Origin of the sequence: Ectopseudomonas oleovorans, from assembly GCF_029845265.1 — a bacterium.
Lineage (GTDB): Bacteria > Pseudomonadota > Gammaproteobacteria > Pseudomonadales > Pseudomonadaceae > Aquipseudomonas > Aquipseudomonas oleovorans.
In genome coordinates, this window is the sequence record NZ_JAOCLK010000002.1 from 135,511 (window position 1) to 152,195 (window position 16,685).

Annotated in this window: 15 protein-coding genes and 1 other RNA gene; 6 read left to right on the forward strand and 10 right to left on the reverse strand. The window is 61.1% G+C overall.

Annotated elements, in window-relative coordinates:
- Positions 1 to 32 precede the first annotated feature (32 nt).
- The 8 genes from N5J71_RS02095 to N5J71_RS02130 all read right to left on the reverse strand — a co-directional run bounded on the left by N5J71_RS02095 (position 33) and on the right by N5J71_RS02130 (position 7,413).
- On the reverse strand, positions 33 to 161 hold the full coding sequence (locus tag N5J71_RS02095; RefSeq protein WP_021488275.1) for a DUF2256 domain-containing protein: 129 nt from the start codon (positions 159 to 161) through the stop codon (positions 33 to 35).
- A complete protein-coding gene (locus tag N5J71_RS02100; protein WP_279916206.1) occupies positions 158 to 1,693 on the reverse strand; it encodes a cryptochrome/photolyase family protein in 1,536 nt (511 codons plus the stop codon). The genes N5J71_RS02095 and N5J71_RS02100 overlap by 4 nt, the downstream gene beginning before the upstream one ends.
- Positions 1,690 to 3,090 (reverse strand): 3'-5' exonuclease family protein, encoded by a 1,401-nt coding sequence (locus N5J71_RS02105; protein ID WP_167377339.1) that lies wholly within the window; start codon positions 3,088 to 3,090, stop codon positions 1,690 to 1,692. The genes N5J71_RS02100 and N5J71_RS02105 overlap by 4 nt, the downstream gene beginning before the upstream one ends.
- Complete coding sequence (locus tag N5J71_RS02110) at positions 3,087 to 3,389, reverse strand: DUF6482 family protein (RefSeq protein WP_074860642.1); 303 nt, start codon at positions 3,387 to 3,389, stop codon at positions 3,087 to 3,089. The genes N5J71_RS02105 and N5J71_RS02110 overlap by 4 nt, the downstream gene beginning before the upstream one ends.
- Positions 3,390 to 3,530: 141 nt before the next feature.
- Complete coding sequence (locus N5J71_RS02115) at positions 3,531 to 4,022, reverse strand: TIGR00645 family protein (protein ID WP_084341507.1); 492 nt, start codon at positions 4,020 to 4,022, stop codon at positions 3,531 to 3,533.
- A 140-nt stretch (positions 4,023 to 4,162) separates the two neighbouring features.
- Positions 4,163 to 4,516: a PA4575 family protein gene (locus tag N5J71_RS02120; protein ID WP_279916207.1), complete on the reverse strand. Its 354-nt coding sequence runs from the start codon at positions 4,514 to 4,516 to the stop codon at positions 4,163 to 4,165.
- A 165-nt stretch (positions 4,517 to 4,681) separates the two neighbouring features.
- Positions 4,682 to 7,171, reverse strand: coding sequence for a Lon protease family protein (locus tag N5J71_RS02125; protein ID WP_108233821.1), 2,490 nt, complete (start codon positions 7,169 to 7,171; stop codon positions 4,682 to 4,684).
- Between the two features lie 83 nt (positions 7,172 to 7,254).
- Positions 7,255 to 7,413, reverse strand: coding sequence for a hypothetical protein (locus N5J71_RS02130; RefSeq protein ID WP_162884198.1), 159 nt, complete (start codon positions 7,411 to 7,413; stop codon positions 7,255 to 7,257).
- 48 nt (positions 7,414 to 7,461) lie between these two features.
- On the opposite strand from N5J71_RS02130, the gene N5J71_RS02135 reads away from it, so the two are divergent.
- Positions 7,462 to 7,659, forward strand: coding sequence for a hypothetical protein (locus tag N5J71_RS02135; RefSeq protein WP_242408725.1), 198 nt, complete (start codon positions 7,462 to 7,464; stop codon positions 7,657 to 7,659).
- Between the two features lie 66 nt (positions 7,660 to 7,725).
- Positions 7,726 to 7,953 (forward strand): magnesium transporter, encoded by a 228-nt coding sequence (locus N5J71_RS02140; RefSeq protein ID WP_242408747.1) that lies wholly within the window; start codon positions 7,726 to 7,728, stop codon positions 7,951 to 7,953.
- Here the strand turns inward: N5J71_RS02140 and N5J71_RS02145 are convergent.
- Positions 7,923 to 8,267: a TraR/DksA family transcriptional regulator gene (locus tag N5J71_RS02145; protein WP_004423355.1), complete on the reverse strand. Its 345-nt coding sequence runs from the start codon at positions 8,265 to 8,267 to the stop codon at positions 7,923 to 7,925. The two genes, N5J71_RS02140 and N5J71_RS02145, sit on opposite strands and share 31 nt — an antisense overlap.
- Positions 8,268 to 8,411: 144 nt before the next feature.
- Between N5J71_RS02145 and N5J71_RS02150 the strand changes: the two genes are divergently transcribed.
- Together N5J71_RS02150 and N5J71_RS02155 are read left to right on the forward strand one after the other, a co-directional pair.
- Positions 8,412 to 10,265 (forward strand): Lnb N-terminal periplasmic domain-containing protein, encoded by a 1,854-nt coding sequence (locus N5J71_RS02150; protein ID WP_185754944.1) that lies wholly within the window; start codon positions 8,412 to 8,414, stop codon positions 10,263 to 10,265.
- 66 nt (positions 10,266 to 10,331) lie between these two features.
- On the forward strand, positions 10,332 to 10,577 hold the full coding sequence (locus tag N5J71_RS02155; protein ID WP_004423350.1) for a PA2433 domain-containing protein: 246 nt from the start codon (positions 10,332 to 10,334) through the stop codon (positions 10,575 to 10,577).
- Between the two features lie 16 nt (positions 10,578 to 10,593).
- On the opposite strand, the gene N5J71_RS02160 is transcribed toward N5J71_RS02155, so the two are convergent.
- Positions 10,594 to 13,509 carry a hybrid sensor histidine kinase/response regulator gene (locus N5J71_RS02160; RefSeq protein WP_004423348.1) on the reverse strand — a complete coding sequence of 972 codons (2,916 nt, stop codon included), beginning with the start codon at positions 13,507 to 13,509 and terminating at the stop codon, positions 10,594 to 10,596.
- Between the two features lie 129 nt (positions 13,510 to 13,638).
- On the opposite strand from N5J71_RS02160, the gene ssrA reads away from it, so the two are divergent.
- Together ssrA and N5J71_RS02170 are read left to right on the forward strand one after the other, a co-directional pair.
- Positions 13,639 to 14,030, forward strand: a transfer-messenger RNA (tmRNA) gene (ssrA, locus tag N5J71_RS02165).
- A gap of 99 nt (positions 14,031 to 14,129) precedes the next feature.
- Positions 14,130 to 16,583, forward strand: coding sequence for a site-specific integrase (locus tag N5J71_RS02170; protein WP_033987918.1), 2,454 nt, complete (start codon positions 14,130 to 14,132; stop codon positions 16,581 to 16,583).
- Positions 16,584 to 16,685 lie beyond the last annotated feature (102 nt).

A 16,685-nucleotide genomic window follows, 5' to 3' on the forward strand; every position in this document is an offset into this window, starting at 1 on the left:
GCGGGTGCCCGGAGGTTACTCCGGGCACCCGCTCAACGCGAACGCCGACAGCGCTCGGAGCAGTAGCGCACCTCGTCCCAGCAGCGCGCCCACTTCTTGCGCCAGCTGAACGGCAGGCCGCAGACCGCGCAGGTCTTCACCGGCAACTCGCTTTTCTTCACAGCATCTCCCCGGCATCGAGCTTGGCCAGCAGGCGCTCGCCCCAGTCCCACAGCGCCTGCTGCTTGGCCTCGGTCATGCGCGCCAGGTTGCGGTAGACCATGCCAATGCGCGGGTTGCGTTCCAGAGGCTCGCGGTGGCGCATCAGAAAATGCCAGTACAGCGCGTTGAACGGGCAGGCCGATTCGCCGGTGCTCTCGCTCACCTTGTAGCTGCAGCCCTGGCAATGGTTGGACATGCGTTTGATGTACTGACCACTGGCGCAATAAGGCTTGGAGCCGAGGTAGCCACCGTCGGCATGCATCACCATGCCCAGGGTGTTGGGCAGCTCCACCCAGTCGAAGGCGTCCATGTACACGGCCAGGTACCAGTCGCAGATGGCTTTGGGCGCGATGCCAGCGAGCAAGGCGAAGTTACCGGTGACCATCAGCCGCTGGATATGGTGCGCGTAGGCATGCTCCAGAGTCTGGCCGATGGCCTGACGCATGCAGTTCATCCGCGTCTTGCCGGTCCAGTAGAACTCGGGCAGCGCTCGTGAGTTGCCAAAGCGATTGCCCTCGGCGTACTCCGGCATACCTAGCCAGTAGATGCCGCGCACGTATTCGCGCCAGCCGATCAACTGGCGGATGAAACCTTCGGCGGCGTTCAGCGGCACGTCGCCGGCACGATAGGCGGCCTCGACCTCGGCGCAGATCCGCCGCAGATCGAGCAAGCCGATGTTCAGCGCAGCGCTGATCCGCGAGTGGAAAAGAAAGGGCTCACCATCGGCCATGGCGTCCTGGTAATCACCGAAGTCTGCCAGGCCCTGGGCCAGAAAATACTGCCAGAGACGTTCGGCCTGCTCGGCCGTGACCGGATAATCAAAACCCTCCAGGCTGCCGTAATGGCTGGTGAAGCGCCGCTCGACCAGCGCCAGTACATCACGGGTGATGGCATCCGGCTCGATACTCAGCGGCGCGGGTGGACGCACGCCTTTAGGCAATGCCTTGCGGTTGTCCGCATCGAAGTTCCAGGCACCGCCCTCCGGTGTGCCGTCAGGGTTGAGTAGCAGCCCGCTGTCGCGGCGCATCTCACGGTAGAAGAACTCCATGCGCAACTGCTTGCGCCCCTTGGCCCAGGCAGCGAACGCATCGCGGCTGCAGAGAAAGCGGCTGTCCTGATGCCAGTGGATCGGCACGCCACAATGACGCAGCGCCTGCTCCAGGCGCCAGTCGCCGCACTCGGTCAGATGCACCTCGGCAGGGTCGAGCCGTTGCGTCCAGCGCAGCAGCTCGCCCGGCAACGAGCCCGTGTTGTCCGGATCGTCCAAGGCCACGTAATGCACCTGCTGGCCCTGCTCACGTAAGGCTTCGGCGAAATGGCGCATGGCGCTGAAGATCAGGGCGATCTTCTTCGGGTGATGCGGCACATGACTGGCCTCCTCCATCACTTCGGCCAGCAGCACGTAGTCGTGCTCGCGGTCGATGTCCTTCAATGCACCGAGGCCATGGGTAAGCTGGTCACCCAGGATCAGAATCAGACGGCGCGCACTCACAGCGGCACGATCTCCATATTCGGGTGGCGGCGCAGATGGCCGAGCAGGATGTGATAGGTATCGAGATTGAAACCGCCACGACGCGCGGCCAGCAGCGGCTGGGCATGATCGAGTTGATCGACCGTACCGAGATGACGCCATTGATCGAGCACGTGCCACTGAGTGAGGCCGTGCTGCTCGTCGCGCTCGACCAGCGCGACCGGCCCGTTCCAGGGCCAGGCCTGGGTCTGCAGGCGCTCGGCACCGGCAAGCAGCCGCCTGTCATGGGCCGAGCGCGGTTCCTCACCACAGCAGGCGCCCGCGCAGTGCCCCAGTTGATAGGCGAAGCAGGCTCCCTCGCCCTCCTCCAGCCCCAGCACGCGCAGACACAGACGCCGCTCGCGCGCCTGCTCCAGTAGCCACTGGCGCGCCTGATGACGCGAGCGGAACAGCCCAACATGCCTGAGCCCGGGCCTCAATGCATGGTGCTGCAGCAGTTCGATGTGCAGCTCACCAGGCTCGCCCGTCAGCGCCCAGGTCAACAGCTCGCGCTGTTTGCGCAGTCGACGGTTGTACAAGGGTTGCAGACGCTTGATCTCGGCGGACTCGAACAGCAGCGCGCCCAGCTCACCGGCGGTGATAGCCAGCTGCACGTCGCGGATCTGCTGCACCATCTGCAGGCTGCGACGGTCGCGGTGATCGTTCTGAAAATGCGACATCACCCGGCGGCGCAAATTACGGCTCTTGCCCACATACAGTTGCGCACCGCCATCACCCAGGAAGTAATAAACCCCCGGACGCTCCGGCAACTGGGCGAAACGCTCTGCGGCCAGCAACGGGGGCCGCGCCGCACTGCGCAGTTGCTGCCCGAGAGTCGTAGGCGCGACCTCCTGCAGCAGGTGCTGAGCCAGCGTCAACACGGCCTCGGCATCCGGCACGGCGCGATCGCGGAAGAAACGCGTAATGCCAAAATGTGCACAAAGCGCATCGAAGCCGGCGCTCGCCAACTGCGGCAACGTCGCTCTGGCCAAGCGCAGGGTGCACAACTGCGGCGGACGCAGCGTCTTCCAGTCAGGCAGCACTCGGCGCAAGAACGCCAGGCTGAAGCGCAAGTTATGGCCCATCAGCACGCGGCCGCGAATGGCATCGGCTATCGCTCGCGCTTCGCTGTCGATGCGTGGCTGGCCACTTAATTCCAGAGGGTGTAATCCACTTAGACTGAGCAACTGCGGGGGCAACGCGACGCATGGCTCGAACAACCAGTGCAAGCGCTCTGCGACACACCCCTCAGCATCGACCTGAATGATCGCCAGCTCCCAGATGGCATCGCGCGCTGGATGCACGCCCGTGGTCTTCACCTCCACAACTGCCAGGGCCCTGCCCTGCAGCGTGGCGGCTGCAGCGAACGTCGCCGTCACCAGCCAGAACGGAAGGCGATGGGTACGCGCAGGCTATTGTCAGCCGATGGCATGCCGCACATCTCGTCATGTACCGAGCTGTGCACCAGGAAGAACGGCAGCGCCGGCATTTCCTGCAGCACGTCACGCGCATGTTCTACCGAACGCAGGTTAAGCGTACTGCCCTGGTCGGTAAGAATCGGGTGGGCACGTCCTTCCATCCGCGCTTCGAGCAGATAAATGCCACCTTCTAGGGAGATCAGATTGAGTTCGTCGACGCGCCCGGCTTGGGCGTGGGTGGACAGATCATTCAGGTTCATCAGGCTTGCCTCCGGCCTTGACTATACAAGAACTTATACAAAAACAATTCTTGTATAACAAAGAAAAAGCTCAAGCCCAGAAAGCAAAACGCCCGTCACGTTCGGACGGGCGGTTGTTAAGCGGCTTCCGATCAGTCCAAGTCAGTCGTGCTTGGTGACCTTGTCCAGATAGCCCATGGCGAAGGCCGAGCCAACGAAGGTCAGGTGAATGATCACGTACCATTTCAGGTACTCCAGATCGTAGTTTTTCGCATCCATGAACACCTTGAGCAGGTGGATGGAGGAAATCGCCACGATGGACGCCGCCACTTTCATCTTCAGCGAGCTGGAGTCCATCTTGCCAAGCCAGCTGAGCTTCTCGGTGCCTTCGTGAATATCCAGGCGTGAAACGAAGTTCTCGTAGCCGGACAGCATCACCATCACCAGGAGCCCACCGACCAGCGCCATGTCGATCAGCGACAGGAGTTTGAGGATCACGTCGGCTTCGGCCAGGGAAAAGATCTGCGGCAGGATGTGATAAAGCTCTTGGAAGAACTTGACCGACAAGGCGAGCACAGCGAGAGAAAGACCGAAGTAGATCGGCGCCAGCAACCAGCGCGATGCATACATGGCATTTTCGATGAAGCGTTCCATGGAGGACTCACTGAAGAAGGGGAAAATCGCGGCGAGTATACCCATCGCCCAGCATCAGCAGAAGATGCCCAACGCACTGTGGATAACCACAGCCCTGCTGTCTCGCCCAGCTGGCCCTGGCGCGCCTTGTTTCAGGCGTTTCAGCTCTGCCCGTCAGTCTCGGGCTGCGGCTGAAATACACCGCCATGGCTGTGGCGTTCGCCGTTGACACGACGCAACTCGGCCTGCAAGTGCAGACACCAGATCGGCGGTTCGTAGCATTCTACGTAGCCTTGCAGGACTAGGCTCTCGGCAATCGCCGTAAGCACCCCTTCAGCGACAGAGGGCCCATAGAACGGGCCCTGCGCCTTGATCGCGGAAGGCTGCGCCCCCGACATACCGGCGGCGCAAAGCAGTGTCCAACGTCCGTTGTCTCCTGCCAGTGGCCTGATCACGCATTCGATGCGAGTGACCAGGCCCAGGCATTGACGGGTGAGACAGAGGCTGCGCGGCATGGCGGCGACCCTCGCGGAATCCAGGCTCCAGCCTACACCCCGAACGATCGCACTGTGAAGGCCAAAGTTATCCATGCAATCTGTGGATAACTCTGTGTATGAGGCGTGAGCAAGAACGCCTGCGCGCCTGTCCCGGGCAATCCGGGACAATCGTGCAAGATATGATCAGCTCGCTGCGCCTTCGCCCTCGCCTTTCTTGCGCCGTGGCGCCTTGGCCGGTTTCGCCGCTGCCGCCTCGGCTTCGGCTTTCGCCTTGTCCGCGTCGGCCGGCTTGAGCGCTTCTTCCAGCCCGATCTCGGCGATATCGCGCAAACGCTCGACCACACGGGCGTTGACGCTGCCTTTGGGGAAGCGACCCTTTTCGTCCGGGTGCCCGGCCGCCTCGCCGACCAGCAAGCTCAATGCCTCGTCGACATGGCGCACGGCATAGACGTTGAACTGGCCGGCACGCACCGCCTGCAGCACACGCTCATCGAGCATCAAGTTGGCGACGTTGGAGTGCGGGATGATCACCCCCTGCTCGCCAGTTAGGCCACGCGCCTCGCACAGGCGGAAGAAGCCTTCGATCTTCTCGTTGACGCCGCCGACCGCCTGCACCTCGCCGAACTGGTTGATCGACCCGGTGATGGCGAAGCACTGCTTGAGCGGGGTGCGCGACAACGCCGAGATCAGCGTGCACACCTCGCCGAGCGAGGCGCTATCGCCGTCGACGTAACCGTAGGACTGTTCCAGGGCGATACTGGCGGAAATCTCCAGCGGAAATTCCTGGGCGTAGCGGCTGCCGAGGAACCCGGTGAGGATCATCACGCCCTTGGAATGAATTGGCTGACCAAGGCTGACCTCACGCTCGATGTCGACGATGCCGCTACCGCCCGGATAGACGGTGGCGGAAATCCGCGCCGGCACACCGAAGGCCGAGTCGCCGACCTCCAGCACGGTCAGGCCGTTGCACTTGCCGACGGCGGCACCGCAGGTGTCGATGAGAATGATGCCGGCCAGCATGTCGTCGATGATCCGCGCCGACACGCGTCCGGTGCGGGTGGCCTTGGCCTTGAGCGCGCGCTCGATATGGCCGACGTCGGTGATGCTTTCCCCGGCAAGCTGGCGAATGAAGTCGGCCTCGCTGACCAGCTGGAACAGGTCACCGATACGCGCTGACAGGCGACCCTGGTGCTCGGCCAGACGCGCGCTGTGAGTAGCCAGGCGCGCCACCGCAGCGCCGGTCAAGGGCGCCATGCCCTCTTCCGAGGTACGCGTTTTCATCAGTTGCGCGAATTGCTCAAGACTTTCTTCGGCGAGCGGGATGTCCTCGTCGAAATCGACCAGTACGCGGAACATCTCCTGGAAGTCCGGATCGGCGTCCTGCAGCGCGTAATAGAGCTGACGCGAGCCGATGATGATGACTTTCAGCTGCAGCGGAATGACCTGCGGGTTGAGGGTGACGGTCGCGATGCGGCCGAGGTCGCCCAGCGGCGACTCCATCTTCAACTGGCGTGAATGCAGGGCGCGCTTTAGCGCCTCCCAGACGAAGGGCTCACTGAGCAGTTTTTCCGCCTCGACCACCAGGTAGCCACCGTTGGCGCGGTGCAACGCGCCGGGGCGCAGCTGACGGTAGCTGGTGTACAGCGCGCCCTGATCGGAGCTGTACTCGATGCGGCCGAACAGGTTGTCGTAAGTCGGGTGCGACTCGAACACCACCGGTGCACCGCCGTTGGCGTGGTGACCAACCACCAGGCTCGGGCAGTACATTTCCTCCAGCAGCTTGCGCAGCTGCGGGTCGGCCTTGTCGACATCCACCAGTTGCTCGACGGCGGTTTTCAGCAGGTTGATCTGCATGGCCTGCAGATAGGCGCAAACGCCGGCGTTTTCCGCGTATTTCTGCGACAATGGCGCCAGCAAGGGCTGCAACGCGACAGTGATGGTCTCTTCATTGAGCTGGCGCAGCAGGTTGCTCGACTCGCGCTTCCACTGCGGCAGGCTGGCCAGCTCCTCGTTGAGGCGCTCTTCCAGCGCGGCAATATCGGAGTGGAAGCGCTCGCGCTCGGCTTCCGGCAACTGAGCGAACTCGGCTTCATCCAGCGCCTTGCCGTCGGCCATCGGGGTAAAGGCGATATTGGTGCTGTCGCGGTACAGGGCCACGCCCTTCTCCAGCGACAGCTTCTCGATCACATCCAGCGCCTGGTCGTAGCGCTTGTTGAAGCTGCGATCGATGGCGCTTTTCTTCTGCTGATAGGTCGGCGTTTCGAACACCGCCGGGAAGGTGGCCAGCAGATTGTCGATCAACTGGTTGATATCGGCGATGAAAGCACTCGCGGTGCCGGCTGGCAGCTCCAGCGCGCGCGGCTCGCGCGGCTCGTCGAAATGATTGACGTAGACCCGGTCGGCCGGCGTCTCCATGCGCTTGGCTTCGGCCTTGAGGTAGCGCTGCACGAAGGAGAAGCGTCCGGTACCCGGCTCGCCCATGACGAACACGTTGTAGCCAGGACGCGGCATGGCCACGCCGAACTGCAGGGCCTCGACCGCGCGGGCCTGGCCCAGTACGCCGCGGAAGGGTTCGAGATCATCGGTACTGCTGAAGTTGAACTGCTCGGGGGCGAAGGGGCGGGTCAGTGAGTCGGGGGCAAGGCGCAAAGCATCGAGGCTACGCTTGGACATTGGCGATCCTTATAGCGGGCGGAAGTTTCCGCAAAACATGGGGTGATTCTGGGCCTGTGGCGCGAAAGGGATCAAGGCTTGATTCAGCTCAGGATGAAAAATCCGAGCGCGTAATAAGCTGCCCACCACCGCCCTTCACGCGAAAGCCGCCATGCCCAGAACCGATCACCTGCATTGAGGAAAGCTACGGCCTGCGTCAGCGCAACCAAGCCGATGCGCTGTTCGAAACCCTTGGTTTTCACGTTACCCAGGTTGGCAACGCCTCGCCATTCTGGGCCTTTCGCCTGCGCGTGCCTTGGCTGCTGGCGACCATCGCCAGCGGCACCCTCTGCGCCCTGCTGGCCAGCCTCTACGAACTGACCCTGGCCAAGAGCATCGTCCTCGCTTTCTTCCTTACCCTGGTGCTGGGCCTGGGCGAGAGCGTGAGCATGCAATCAATGTCGGTGACCATCCAGGCGCTGCGCAGCGTCCGCCCCAATCTGAGCTAGTACCTGCGCAGCCTGCGTCATGAACTGCCGACCGCGCTGCTGCTCGGCAGCACCTGCGGCAGTCTGGTGGCGATGATCGTCTGGCTCTGGCGCGGCGAGGCCTGGACCGGACTGATCATCGGCTGCAGCATCCTGCTGTCGCTCGGCGCTGCCTGCCTGCTCGGCCTCAGCGTACCAACGCTGCTGCACGCCCTGAGGCTCGACCCGAAGATCGCAGCAGGGCCGGTGACCCTGGCAGTGACCGACCTGTGCACCTTGCTGTTCTACTTCAGCCTGGCCGCCTGGTTGCTGTGACCCTCCCTATCTTCGGCACAACGCAGGCAGTATTCGGCCACCGGCAGCGCGGCCAGACGCGCCGCCTCGATTGCTTCGCCGCAGCACAGGCACTCGCCATAACGCCCCTCGGCCAGGCGCAGCTGCGCCTGGTGCACCAGCAGCAATCCCTGCTCGGCCTCGGCCAGCAGGGCTTCGAGCACCTCATCGTTCTGCCGCTGCTGCGCCTGTTCGGCGAAATCCGCCGAGTGGCTGCGCGCCAGATCGCGCCGAATCGCCTCCGCACGGGTCGTGTAATCATGCAGTAGAGCGTCCAACACATCACGGTGAGCCATGAGCAATCTCCTCGCGTAGGAAAGAAGCTTCAGTGTGATGCACCACGCAACGCCAATGACTGACGCCGGTCAGCACTTGCGCGAAATGTCTTGTTCGACTGCCTTGACACCAATCGACAGCCTGGCCAAAGCTCGGCCATCGCCATGACCAGAAGAACAGCGATCTTGAAACGGATATTCGCCGTCCTTGCCCTGAGCCTCAGTCCTCCCCTGCATGCCGCCACGCTCGAACAACTGGCCAACGACCCCTACTGGATCGCCCTCGGCCACTACGAGACCGGCAAGCTCGGCGGCTGGCGCAGCTATGTCGACGACGACGATTTCTTTCTCGCAGAAGATGGCGACAGCAACCCTGCAGCCGAACTGCAGGCGACCCTGAAGGCCCTGTACCAACCCGCTGAACTGGGCGACCGTCACCCACAATGCGTCTACCCGGCGCGTACCCGCTGGCTCAAGGCGCAATTGCAACTCGATGACCTGCCCAGCCCCGACTGCGCCGAATACCGAAACTGGATCGCCGACGTCAATCCGCACAGCACGGTGCTGGTGTTCCCAGCGGCCTACCTGAACAGCCCCTCGTCGATGTTCGGCCATACCCTGCTGCGCATCGATCAACCGGATATCGACAGCCACAACACCGCGCTGCTGAGCTACGCGCTGAACTTCGGCGCCTTCATCGAAGGCGACGACAACAGCATTCTCTATGCCTGGCGTGGCCTGATGGGCGGCTACCCCGGCCTGTTCGCCCTGGTGCCGTATCGCGAGAAACTCAGCGAGTACAACCGCCTGGAAAACCGCGACCTGTGGGAATACCGGCTGAACCTGACGGCAGAAGAAACCGCGCGCATGGTCGAACACGTCTGGGAGCTCAAGCAGATCCGCTTCGACTACTTCTTCTTCGACGAGAACTGCTCCTACCGCCTGCTGGAGCTACTGGAAATCGCCCGCCCCGGCATCGAGCTGACCGAGCATTTCCCGCTCACCGCCATCCCCACCGATACCGTGCGTGCGGTCAAGGATGCTGGGCTGATCGAGCGCATCGACTATCGCCCCTCCCGCGAGCGCGAACTGCTGGCGCGCGCGGAACCGCTTAATAGCGACGAGAAAACCTGGGTACTGCGCCTGAGCCAAGACCCGGCGCTGCTTGATGACAGCGACTTTCTCGCCCTGCCCACCGAACGCCGCGCGCTGATCCAGGACGCCGCCTTCCGCCTGGTGCGCTACCACGCCAACGATGAAGAACGCAGCAGCAATGCTCAGCGCAGCTTCCAGTTGCTCGGTGCGATCAACCGTAACCCGCCACCGCCTTTGCAGGTCGAGCGTCCGCCGCTACCAGAGGAAGGCCATGAGTCGCGCACCTGGCAACTGGCTGGCGGCAGCCGCGACGATCGCGCCTTTGCCGAGTACGGCTTGCGCATGGCCTACCACGACCTCAACGACAACCTGGACGGCTTCCCGCTCGGCGCACAGATCGAGATTTTCCAGCTCAAGCTGCGTCAGTACGAGAACAACCACTGGCAGCTGCAACGCCTGGACCTGGCCAACATCCGCTCGCTGACACCGCGCAATGCCCTGCTGCAGCCGCTGTCCTGGCAGGTTGGCGGCGGCCTGGAGCGGGTGCTCGGCGAAGATGGCGACACCCGGCTGGTAGGCCATATCAGCGGCGGCGCCGGTGCCACCTGGCAGTTGCACGATGACCTGCTCGGCTTCGCTCTCGGCACCGCGCGTCTGGAATACAACGAGGATTTCGCTGCCGTGATCGCCCCGGCGCTGGGCTTCAACAGCGGGCTGCTGTGGCGCAACCCGTTGGGTAACCTGACATTGGAGGCAGCCGGCGACTACTTCCACAACGGCGAAGTGCGCCGGCGCCTGTCGCTCAACCAACAGTGGGAAATGTCACGCAACCTCGGCCTGCGCCTGAGCGCCCAGCGCGAGTTCAGCCAACTGGCCAGCCCGGTCAATGAAGTGAAGCTGGAGCTGCGCTGGTATCACTACTGACACACCAATGCACTGACGACAGGCTTCTATACTGAAATTCCCGCCACCCGTTTCAGGAGAGTCACCATGCGTCGCACGCTCATGTTTCTCGCCGCAACCCTGATCAGCCTGCCACTGTGGGCCATGCATTGCCCGCAGGATATGGCCAAGATCGATGCATTGTTGCAAAGCGATCCGCCTGCCGACCCAGAGGTGCTGGCCAAGGTGCAGGAGCTGCGCGCCGAAGGTGAAGCCCTGCACAAGGCCGGCGATCATGCCGAGTCGGTCAAGGTGCTGGGCGAAGCCCTCGACCTGCTGGCCGCCAGCGAATGAATCACGCTGGGCTTGCTCAATAACCGCTGTACAGCAAGCCCAGCGCGACCTGACGCACCTCCTGCAGATCCACCGGTTTGCTCAGGCAGGCCGAAGCGCCGCGCGCTTTGGCATCCTCGAACAACCGTGCATCGGCCACCGCGCTGATCACCATCACCGGCACATCACGCAAACGCGGCTCAGCGCGCATGGCGTCGAGAATATCCAGCCCATTGCCGTCAGGCAGGTCGATATCCAGCAACACCAGTGCCGGCTCACTTTCCTGCAATTCGGCCAGTGCCCGCTGGCATGAACTCACGCCCCTGACCTCGGCAAACTCACGCAACGATGCCTGCAGGATCTTCATGCAGGCGGGATGATCCTCCACGCACAGCACCTGCACCAGACTTTTCACGGCCTGCGCCGGCACCTCGGCAGTCTCGTCGCCGAACACATCAGGGCTGGCCGCACTGGGGATGTCGAGCCAGAAACGACTACCGACACCAGGCTCGCTACGCACGCCGATTTCGCCTTCCATCAACGTGGCCAGCTCGCGGCAGAGCACCAGCCCGATGCCAGTACCGGGAATATTCGAGCTTTCCCGGCCGAGACGCTGAAAAGGCTGGAACAGCTGCGCCTGCTGCTCGCTGGAAAGCCCCGGTCCAGTGTCGTCAACCCACAACCGCACACAGTCGGCACGCACCTCGTAGCCCATGCGGATCATGCCGCGCGGGCTGTTGTACTTGATCGCATTGGACAGCAGGTTGAGCAGAATCTGCCGTACCCGGCGCGGGTCGCCCTGTACGAACAAGGGCGGATTGGCTGCCTCCATCACCTGCAGTTGCAACTGTTTCTGCTGCACTTCAGGCTGCACCAGCTCGGCACAACCGTTGAGTAGCGCGCCGATTTCGATCGGCTGGAACTGCAGCTGCTGACGCCGGCTCTCGATGCTCGACAGATCGAGAATGTCGTCTACCAATGAAGTGAGATGGCGACTGGCGGTGACAATTTCGCGCGCGTAATCGGTCTCCAGTTTGGCGTCGTGCTTGTCCTGCACCTCCATCTCGATCAACTGGGCGAAGCCATGGATGGCGTTGAGCGGCGTGCGCAGTTCGTGACTCATGCTCGACAGAAAGCGACTCTTGGCCTGGCTGGCCGCGAGCGCTTCAAGGCTGGCGTGGCGCAGTTCTTCCTGCACTTGTTTGAGCCGAGTGATGTCGACGTGCGTACCGGCAATACGCAGCGGCCAGCCGCTCGCGTCACGCGCCAGGACCTTGCCACGGCTGAGCAGCCAGAGGTAATCACCGCGGCAATCGAGATAGCGGTACTCGGCGTCGAAATACTCTTCGCCACTGTCAGCGAATAGCTTGCGCAGGTGACGCAGACGTTCCAGATCATCGGGGTGTACGCGCTGGTTGAACTCGCTAAGCGTCAAGTGATTCGCACCCAGGCCAAAACGCCGGACGAAGCGCTCGCTGAGATCAATGGTCAGGTCGGTGGTATCGATCTGCCAGAGACTTTCAGTTGTACTCTCCAGCACCAGTTGCAGAATGCTTTGCGCCTCCTGCCGCTCATGCTCGCTGGCCTTGAGTTGCTTGCCGGCCTGCTGCACGGCGTCAGCCAGGCGACTGACCTCGGCGATATGACTGTCCGGCACGGCTGGTAAATATTTGCCCTGCCCCAGGCTGGTCGCCATGTCGACGATGCCATCGATGGGCTCGGCAAGTTGCTTGCTGAGGTTGCGCGAACGCAGCCACATCAGGGCGAAGAACAGCAGATAGAACGCTGCCAGGCCGGCAATCAGCAGATAGCCGATCTGCATGTAACGCTCGGCCAACTGGTTGGTGTCATGGAAGATCTGCTCCTCGTCCACCACCAACAGCAAGCGCCAGCCGGTTTGCGGAATTTCGCTCCAGGCCACCAGTTGCTTGCGGCCGCCGAGCAGCACTTCCTGCACGTTGCCATTGCCCTCGTTCATCGCCTGAAGCAATGGCTCCATACCCTCGCGCTTGGCCAGGTTGAAGTCCTCGGGCTTGAGTACTTCACGGCGCACGGCCTCTTCGTAGGAGTACTGGGTCAGCTCACGCAGACCAAAATCCAGCTCCCCTGCCTTCGGCAACGCCATGATGTTGTGGTCATGGCTGACCAGCATCGCGTAGCCCTGCCAAGGCACGTTGAGTTCGGCAATCTCGCCCAGTATCTGGCCCACGGTCACGTCGAGACCGACCACGCCTTCGAGAAAGTCCTCGCGATACACCGGGGCGATGGCCGACATCATCCATCCCAGGCCTGCCGGGTCGAGGTAAACCTCGGTCCACATCACCTTGCGTTCGGGGTTGTGCTTGGCGTCAGCAAGGTAATAGAAGTTGTAATCGGGTATCACCATGTCATGGGGATACTGCGCGGGCGTATCGAACCAGGGGTAAATGCGGTTGTAGCTGTCCCAGGTATTGAAATACAGCGCCGCTACCAGCGGGCTGGCCTGCTGGATCGAACGCATCAGCGGATCGAGTTGCGACAGCCGCATGGCCTTGGCGTGATCCTGTTGCGCCAGCGGCGTACTGTTGGCATAGAAGGATGCTGCGCGCCCGTCATCGCTGCGGGTATAGAACACGCCACTGTCAGTAACTGCGTGGCGCTGATGCTCGAGCTCATCGGCCTGGAAGCGCGTATCGAGCAACGCCTCGTACGCGGCCTCACGATAAACCTGCACCAGCGACTCGATGGAGCGCAGGCGCCCATCGATGATCTGTCCTTCACGTTGCGCGGCACTGGCCAGATCCTTGACTGCCGTTTCCTGCAAGTGTTCGATCTGCGCATCACGAATCGCCTGATTGCTCAGCAGATACACCGCGATCAGCACCGACTCCACCAGAATCAGCGGTATGAGCGCACTTTGCACAAACGCCCGCCATATCCACTGACGCAGAGGGTAGCGGCTAGAACTCGGCATTGAGGCTCCTTCCGGGGGCAAGCGCAGACAGACGCAGGGCGCCATCATAGCGCCCTGCGATGGAATCCGCAGTCGACGCAGAGGAACCTTTGCCGTAAACTCATGTCCTATCCGTAACCGCAAAGCTTTGGGGCCGATTAGGATTCGACGCCGGTAGCGAAGCTCGAGGTGCATGCCGACTTGGTAACAGAAGTCGTAAATCAACTGTTGCAACTTTCTATAGTTGCCAATGACGAAAACTACGAGGGCTACGCTCTCGCTGCGTAAGCGGCGCGACTAGTCCTTCTGGTAGCTTCGGCTCCAGCGATCACTAGGGGATGCCTGTAAACCTGAAGTGATTGTCATGCAGAACAGGATCGCCGCGTAGTACGTTGTGGACGAAGTGGCTAAAACTTACACAACTCGCCCAATGCACCCTGCCCGTCGGGCGGCTGAGGGTTAACTCAATAGACACGGCTAAGCATGTAGTACCGACAGTGGAGAACTGGCGGACGGGGGTTCAAATCCCCCCGGCTCCACCAAATACAGTCTGAAACCCGTCTAAACCGCGGGTTTCAGACACGATTTGATGGCAATGGATTTCACACAGTCCAACTGTGAATCCAAATAGGTATGCCATCATGTCCAAGCGTCAAAGCAAAACCGGTGTTCAGCACCTGGTCTATCAAGCCAAAACCGGCTTTCAGTACTACCTCACCTTTCCCAAGCATTTCGCGCTCAACCCACAGCTACCAGCGCAAATCCGCTGGTCTCTGGGTTATGACGAAGCGCTTGCTCGCAACCTGGCTGCGCATCTGAACCTGCGGTTCAAGCAATTCCTGCAAAAAACCAATGAGGACCGTGTTCGATTCTCCTCGCATAACGTTCTCTTCGAGCTCGAAGAACTACACCACCTCGTGCAGCAAAATTTGGAGAGCACGCGGATGGTGTGGCGTATTCGCCCCTCTCCCAGCAAGCTCGCATCCATTGACCCCACGCCGGGCTATGAGCGTTTGATGAGGGAATGCCAAGAGCACCCGGTTCTCTTTACTGAAGAGCCAGGCGGAGAAATACACTTCGCGCTGTTCCCTAGTCAGAAGCTAACGAAAGTCCTCAATATCGGCTTCACGCGCTTCGACTGGCCTCTCGGTACTCGCGACCCCGCAGTGGCAAACAGCGCAGCGATCTACATCTACAACGCCATCACAGCTCTAGAGACGCTGCCGCTCACAGGTATCCGTTACGCCCCCGGGCATCCTCTCGTCTCTCTGATGTCGTTCTATGAATATCTGTGCTTCGCGCGCCCGGACCAGGGCCGGAATCTGCTGCACATTCCGCCGAGCCTACCCCAGTCCGCGTACGCCGTCGGCTTCTGGCTGAATCAACAGCACGTGGACATCGATTCGCTTGAAATCTGCAACCGCTTCCTCATCGTGCAGGAGGAAAGCGGGCTTTATTCTCTGCGTATTCCGCTCAGTCACCCTCGCCTGAAAGCGAACCCTCGGCGCCCGTCTGAAATCAATATCGAACTGCTGACCAGTTCGCCGATCGTCGCGTTGCTGATGATCCAAGCAACGCTTATTCAGATCGATAAGGCCTTGCTGCAGAGCTTTGTCGAGCACAATTCGACTGATGCTTATGAGCGTGCAATGCAAGAAATCAGCGATCTGATTCGCCGGACGCTAGGGCCAATCCCGCCAGCCGAACCGATGACTTCACTTCCGGAGCTGGTCGCTGCAAATGACGCCCCTCCTGTCCCCCAGGATCCCGGAACCCTGGCACTGCTCAGTGCGCTGAGCAGCGTTCTGCCCGAGGCACAAAAAACGAAACTGGCCACGCTGTTTGACACCCCGGCAAGTAATGACCGTTTGATTCCAGCGGGCTTGAGCAATCCTGAGCAGCTCAACTTTGCTGCACTCGTCAATGAGTTCGAAGAGCGCCAAATCCGCGAAGGGGCTTGGAGCAATCCGCGCACACGCATCACGATGCATGCACGTCTCGAAGGACTTGCCGAGCTCATTGGTGGTCACAGGACACTCGACTCTTTGAGCCGTTCAGACTTCAACGCACTGCGCGATCAGCTCCGTAGCTATCCGAAAAACCGCCACCGCCTGCGGGCCACACGCTATCAGCCCTTGAGCCAAATCATCCAGGGTGGCAAGTACGAGCCCATCAATGCGCGCACAGCTAAGAAGTTTTTTGAGCTAGCGCGGGCGGTCGTCGGCTATGCGCACGACCAGGGTTATCTGAAAGAGAACCTTGCCGCTGGCCTGGTGTTCAGCACGAAAGGCGCCCCCTCACCACGCAAGCGCACCTACACTCACCGGCAGATTGAGCAACTGCTTAATGGCCCCGCGTATACCCTCAAAGAACCTCCGCGCTGGCGACTGGATGACTATCGCTTCTGGCTGCCACTGCTCGGCCTCTATACCGGTGCTCGCTTGAGTGAGCTTTGCCAACTTCGCCTCGGGGATATCCGCGAGGAGCTTGGTGTCTGGGTGATCAGCATCAGCAGTTCTGGTGCACGTCAGCTAAAAACGGCGGACTCCGAGCGCCTCGTGCCGCTGCATAAAGCCATTCTTGAAGCTGGGTTTTTAGAGTTTCATCAGCAACGCCTGGATGCGAATGACGGAGATCTGTCGGCCCAGCTTTTCGACAACATCCGCGTGTATGGCGATCTGTCGCCTGGGCATGTGGCAAGCCGCTGGTTTATCGGCTCCAGCAAGGAAGACCAAGGTTACCTGGGTCAATGCGGGCTGGGCGATGACGAGCTGACTTTCCACGGCCTGCGGCATACGTTCATCAACCAATTCCGTCGGCAGAAGCTCGACATGCTGATCGGCAAGGCCCTAGTCGGGCACGCGGACCGCAGCACCACGGGTGGCTATGGAGATTGCTATCCGAGCTATGTTCTCAAGGAAGAGCTCGACAAGATCGACTTCGAGGTCCCCGTTGAGCATATTCATTACTCCCAATACCTGCTTCTGAAAGACCGTCAAGGCTCCTTCAAGGTAGGACGGCCTAGAGGAAAAGCCTCCCTCAAGAGCTCAAGTTGGTCCGAAAAACGGCATTGGAAGTCATTTATCCAAAAATAATTTCTGAGGCCGGAGAAAGGGGAAATCTGACATTTCCCCTTTGCTAGCAAGGCTTTTCGATATTGACAAATTGTCAATAAAATCTATCAAGATGGAAAATTC

Excerpts from the sequence above, each read along its gene's own strand:
- N5J71_RS02120 (WP_279916207.1), bottom strand. The coding sequence starts at position 4,516 with ATGCCGCGCAGCCTCTGTCTCACCCGTCAATGCCTGGGCCTGGTCACT.
- N5J71_RS02155 (WP_004423350.1), top strand. The coding sequence starts at position 10,332 with ATGCGTCGCACGCTCATGTTTCTCGCCGCAACCCTGATCAGCCTGCCA.
- N5J71_RS02125 (WP_108233821.1), bottom strand. The coding sequence starts at position 7,171 with ATGTCCAAGCGTAGCCTCGATGCTTTGCGCCTTGCCCCCGACTCACTG.
- N5J71_RS02170 (WP_033987918.1), top strand. The coding sequence starts at position 14,130 with ATGTCCAAGCGTCAAAGCAAAACCGGTGTTCAGCACCTGGTCTATCAA.
- N5J71_RS02150 (WP_185754944.1), top strand. The coding sequence starts at position 8,412 with ATGACCAGAAGAACAGCGATCTTGAAACGGATATTCGCCGTCCTTGCC.
- N5J71_RS02110 (WP_074860642.1), bottom strand. The coding sequence starts at position 3,389 with ATGAACCTGAATGATCTGTCCACCCACGCCCAAGCCGGGCGCGTCGAC.
- N5J71_RS02160 (WP_004423348.1), bottom strand. The coding sequence starts at position 13,509 with ATGCCGAGTTCTAGCCGCTACCCTCTGCGTCAGTGGATATGGCGGGCG.
- N5J71_RS02145 (WP_004423355.1), bottom strand. The coding sequence starts at position 8,267 with ATGGCTCACCGTGATGTGTTGGACGCTCTACTGCATGATTACACGACC.
- N5J71_RS02115 (WP_084341507.1), bottom strand. The coding sequence starts at position 4,022 with ATGGAACGCTTCATCGAAAATGCCATGTATGCATCGCGCTGGTTGCTG.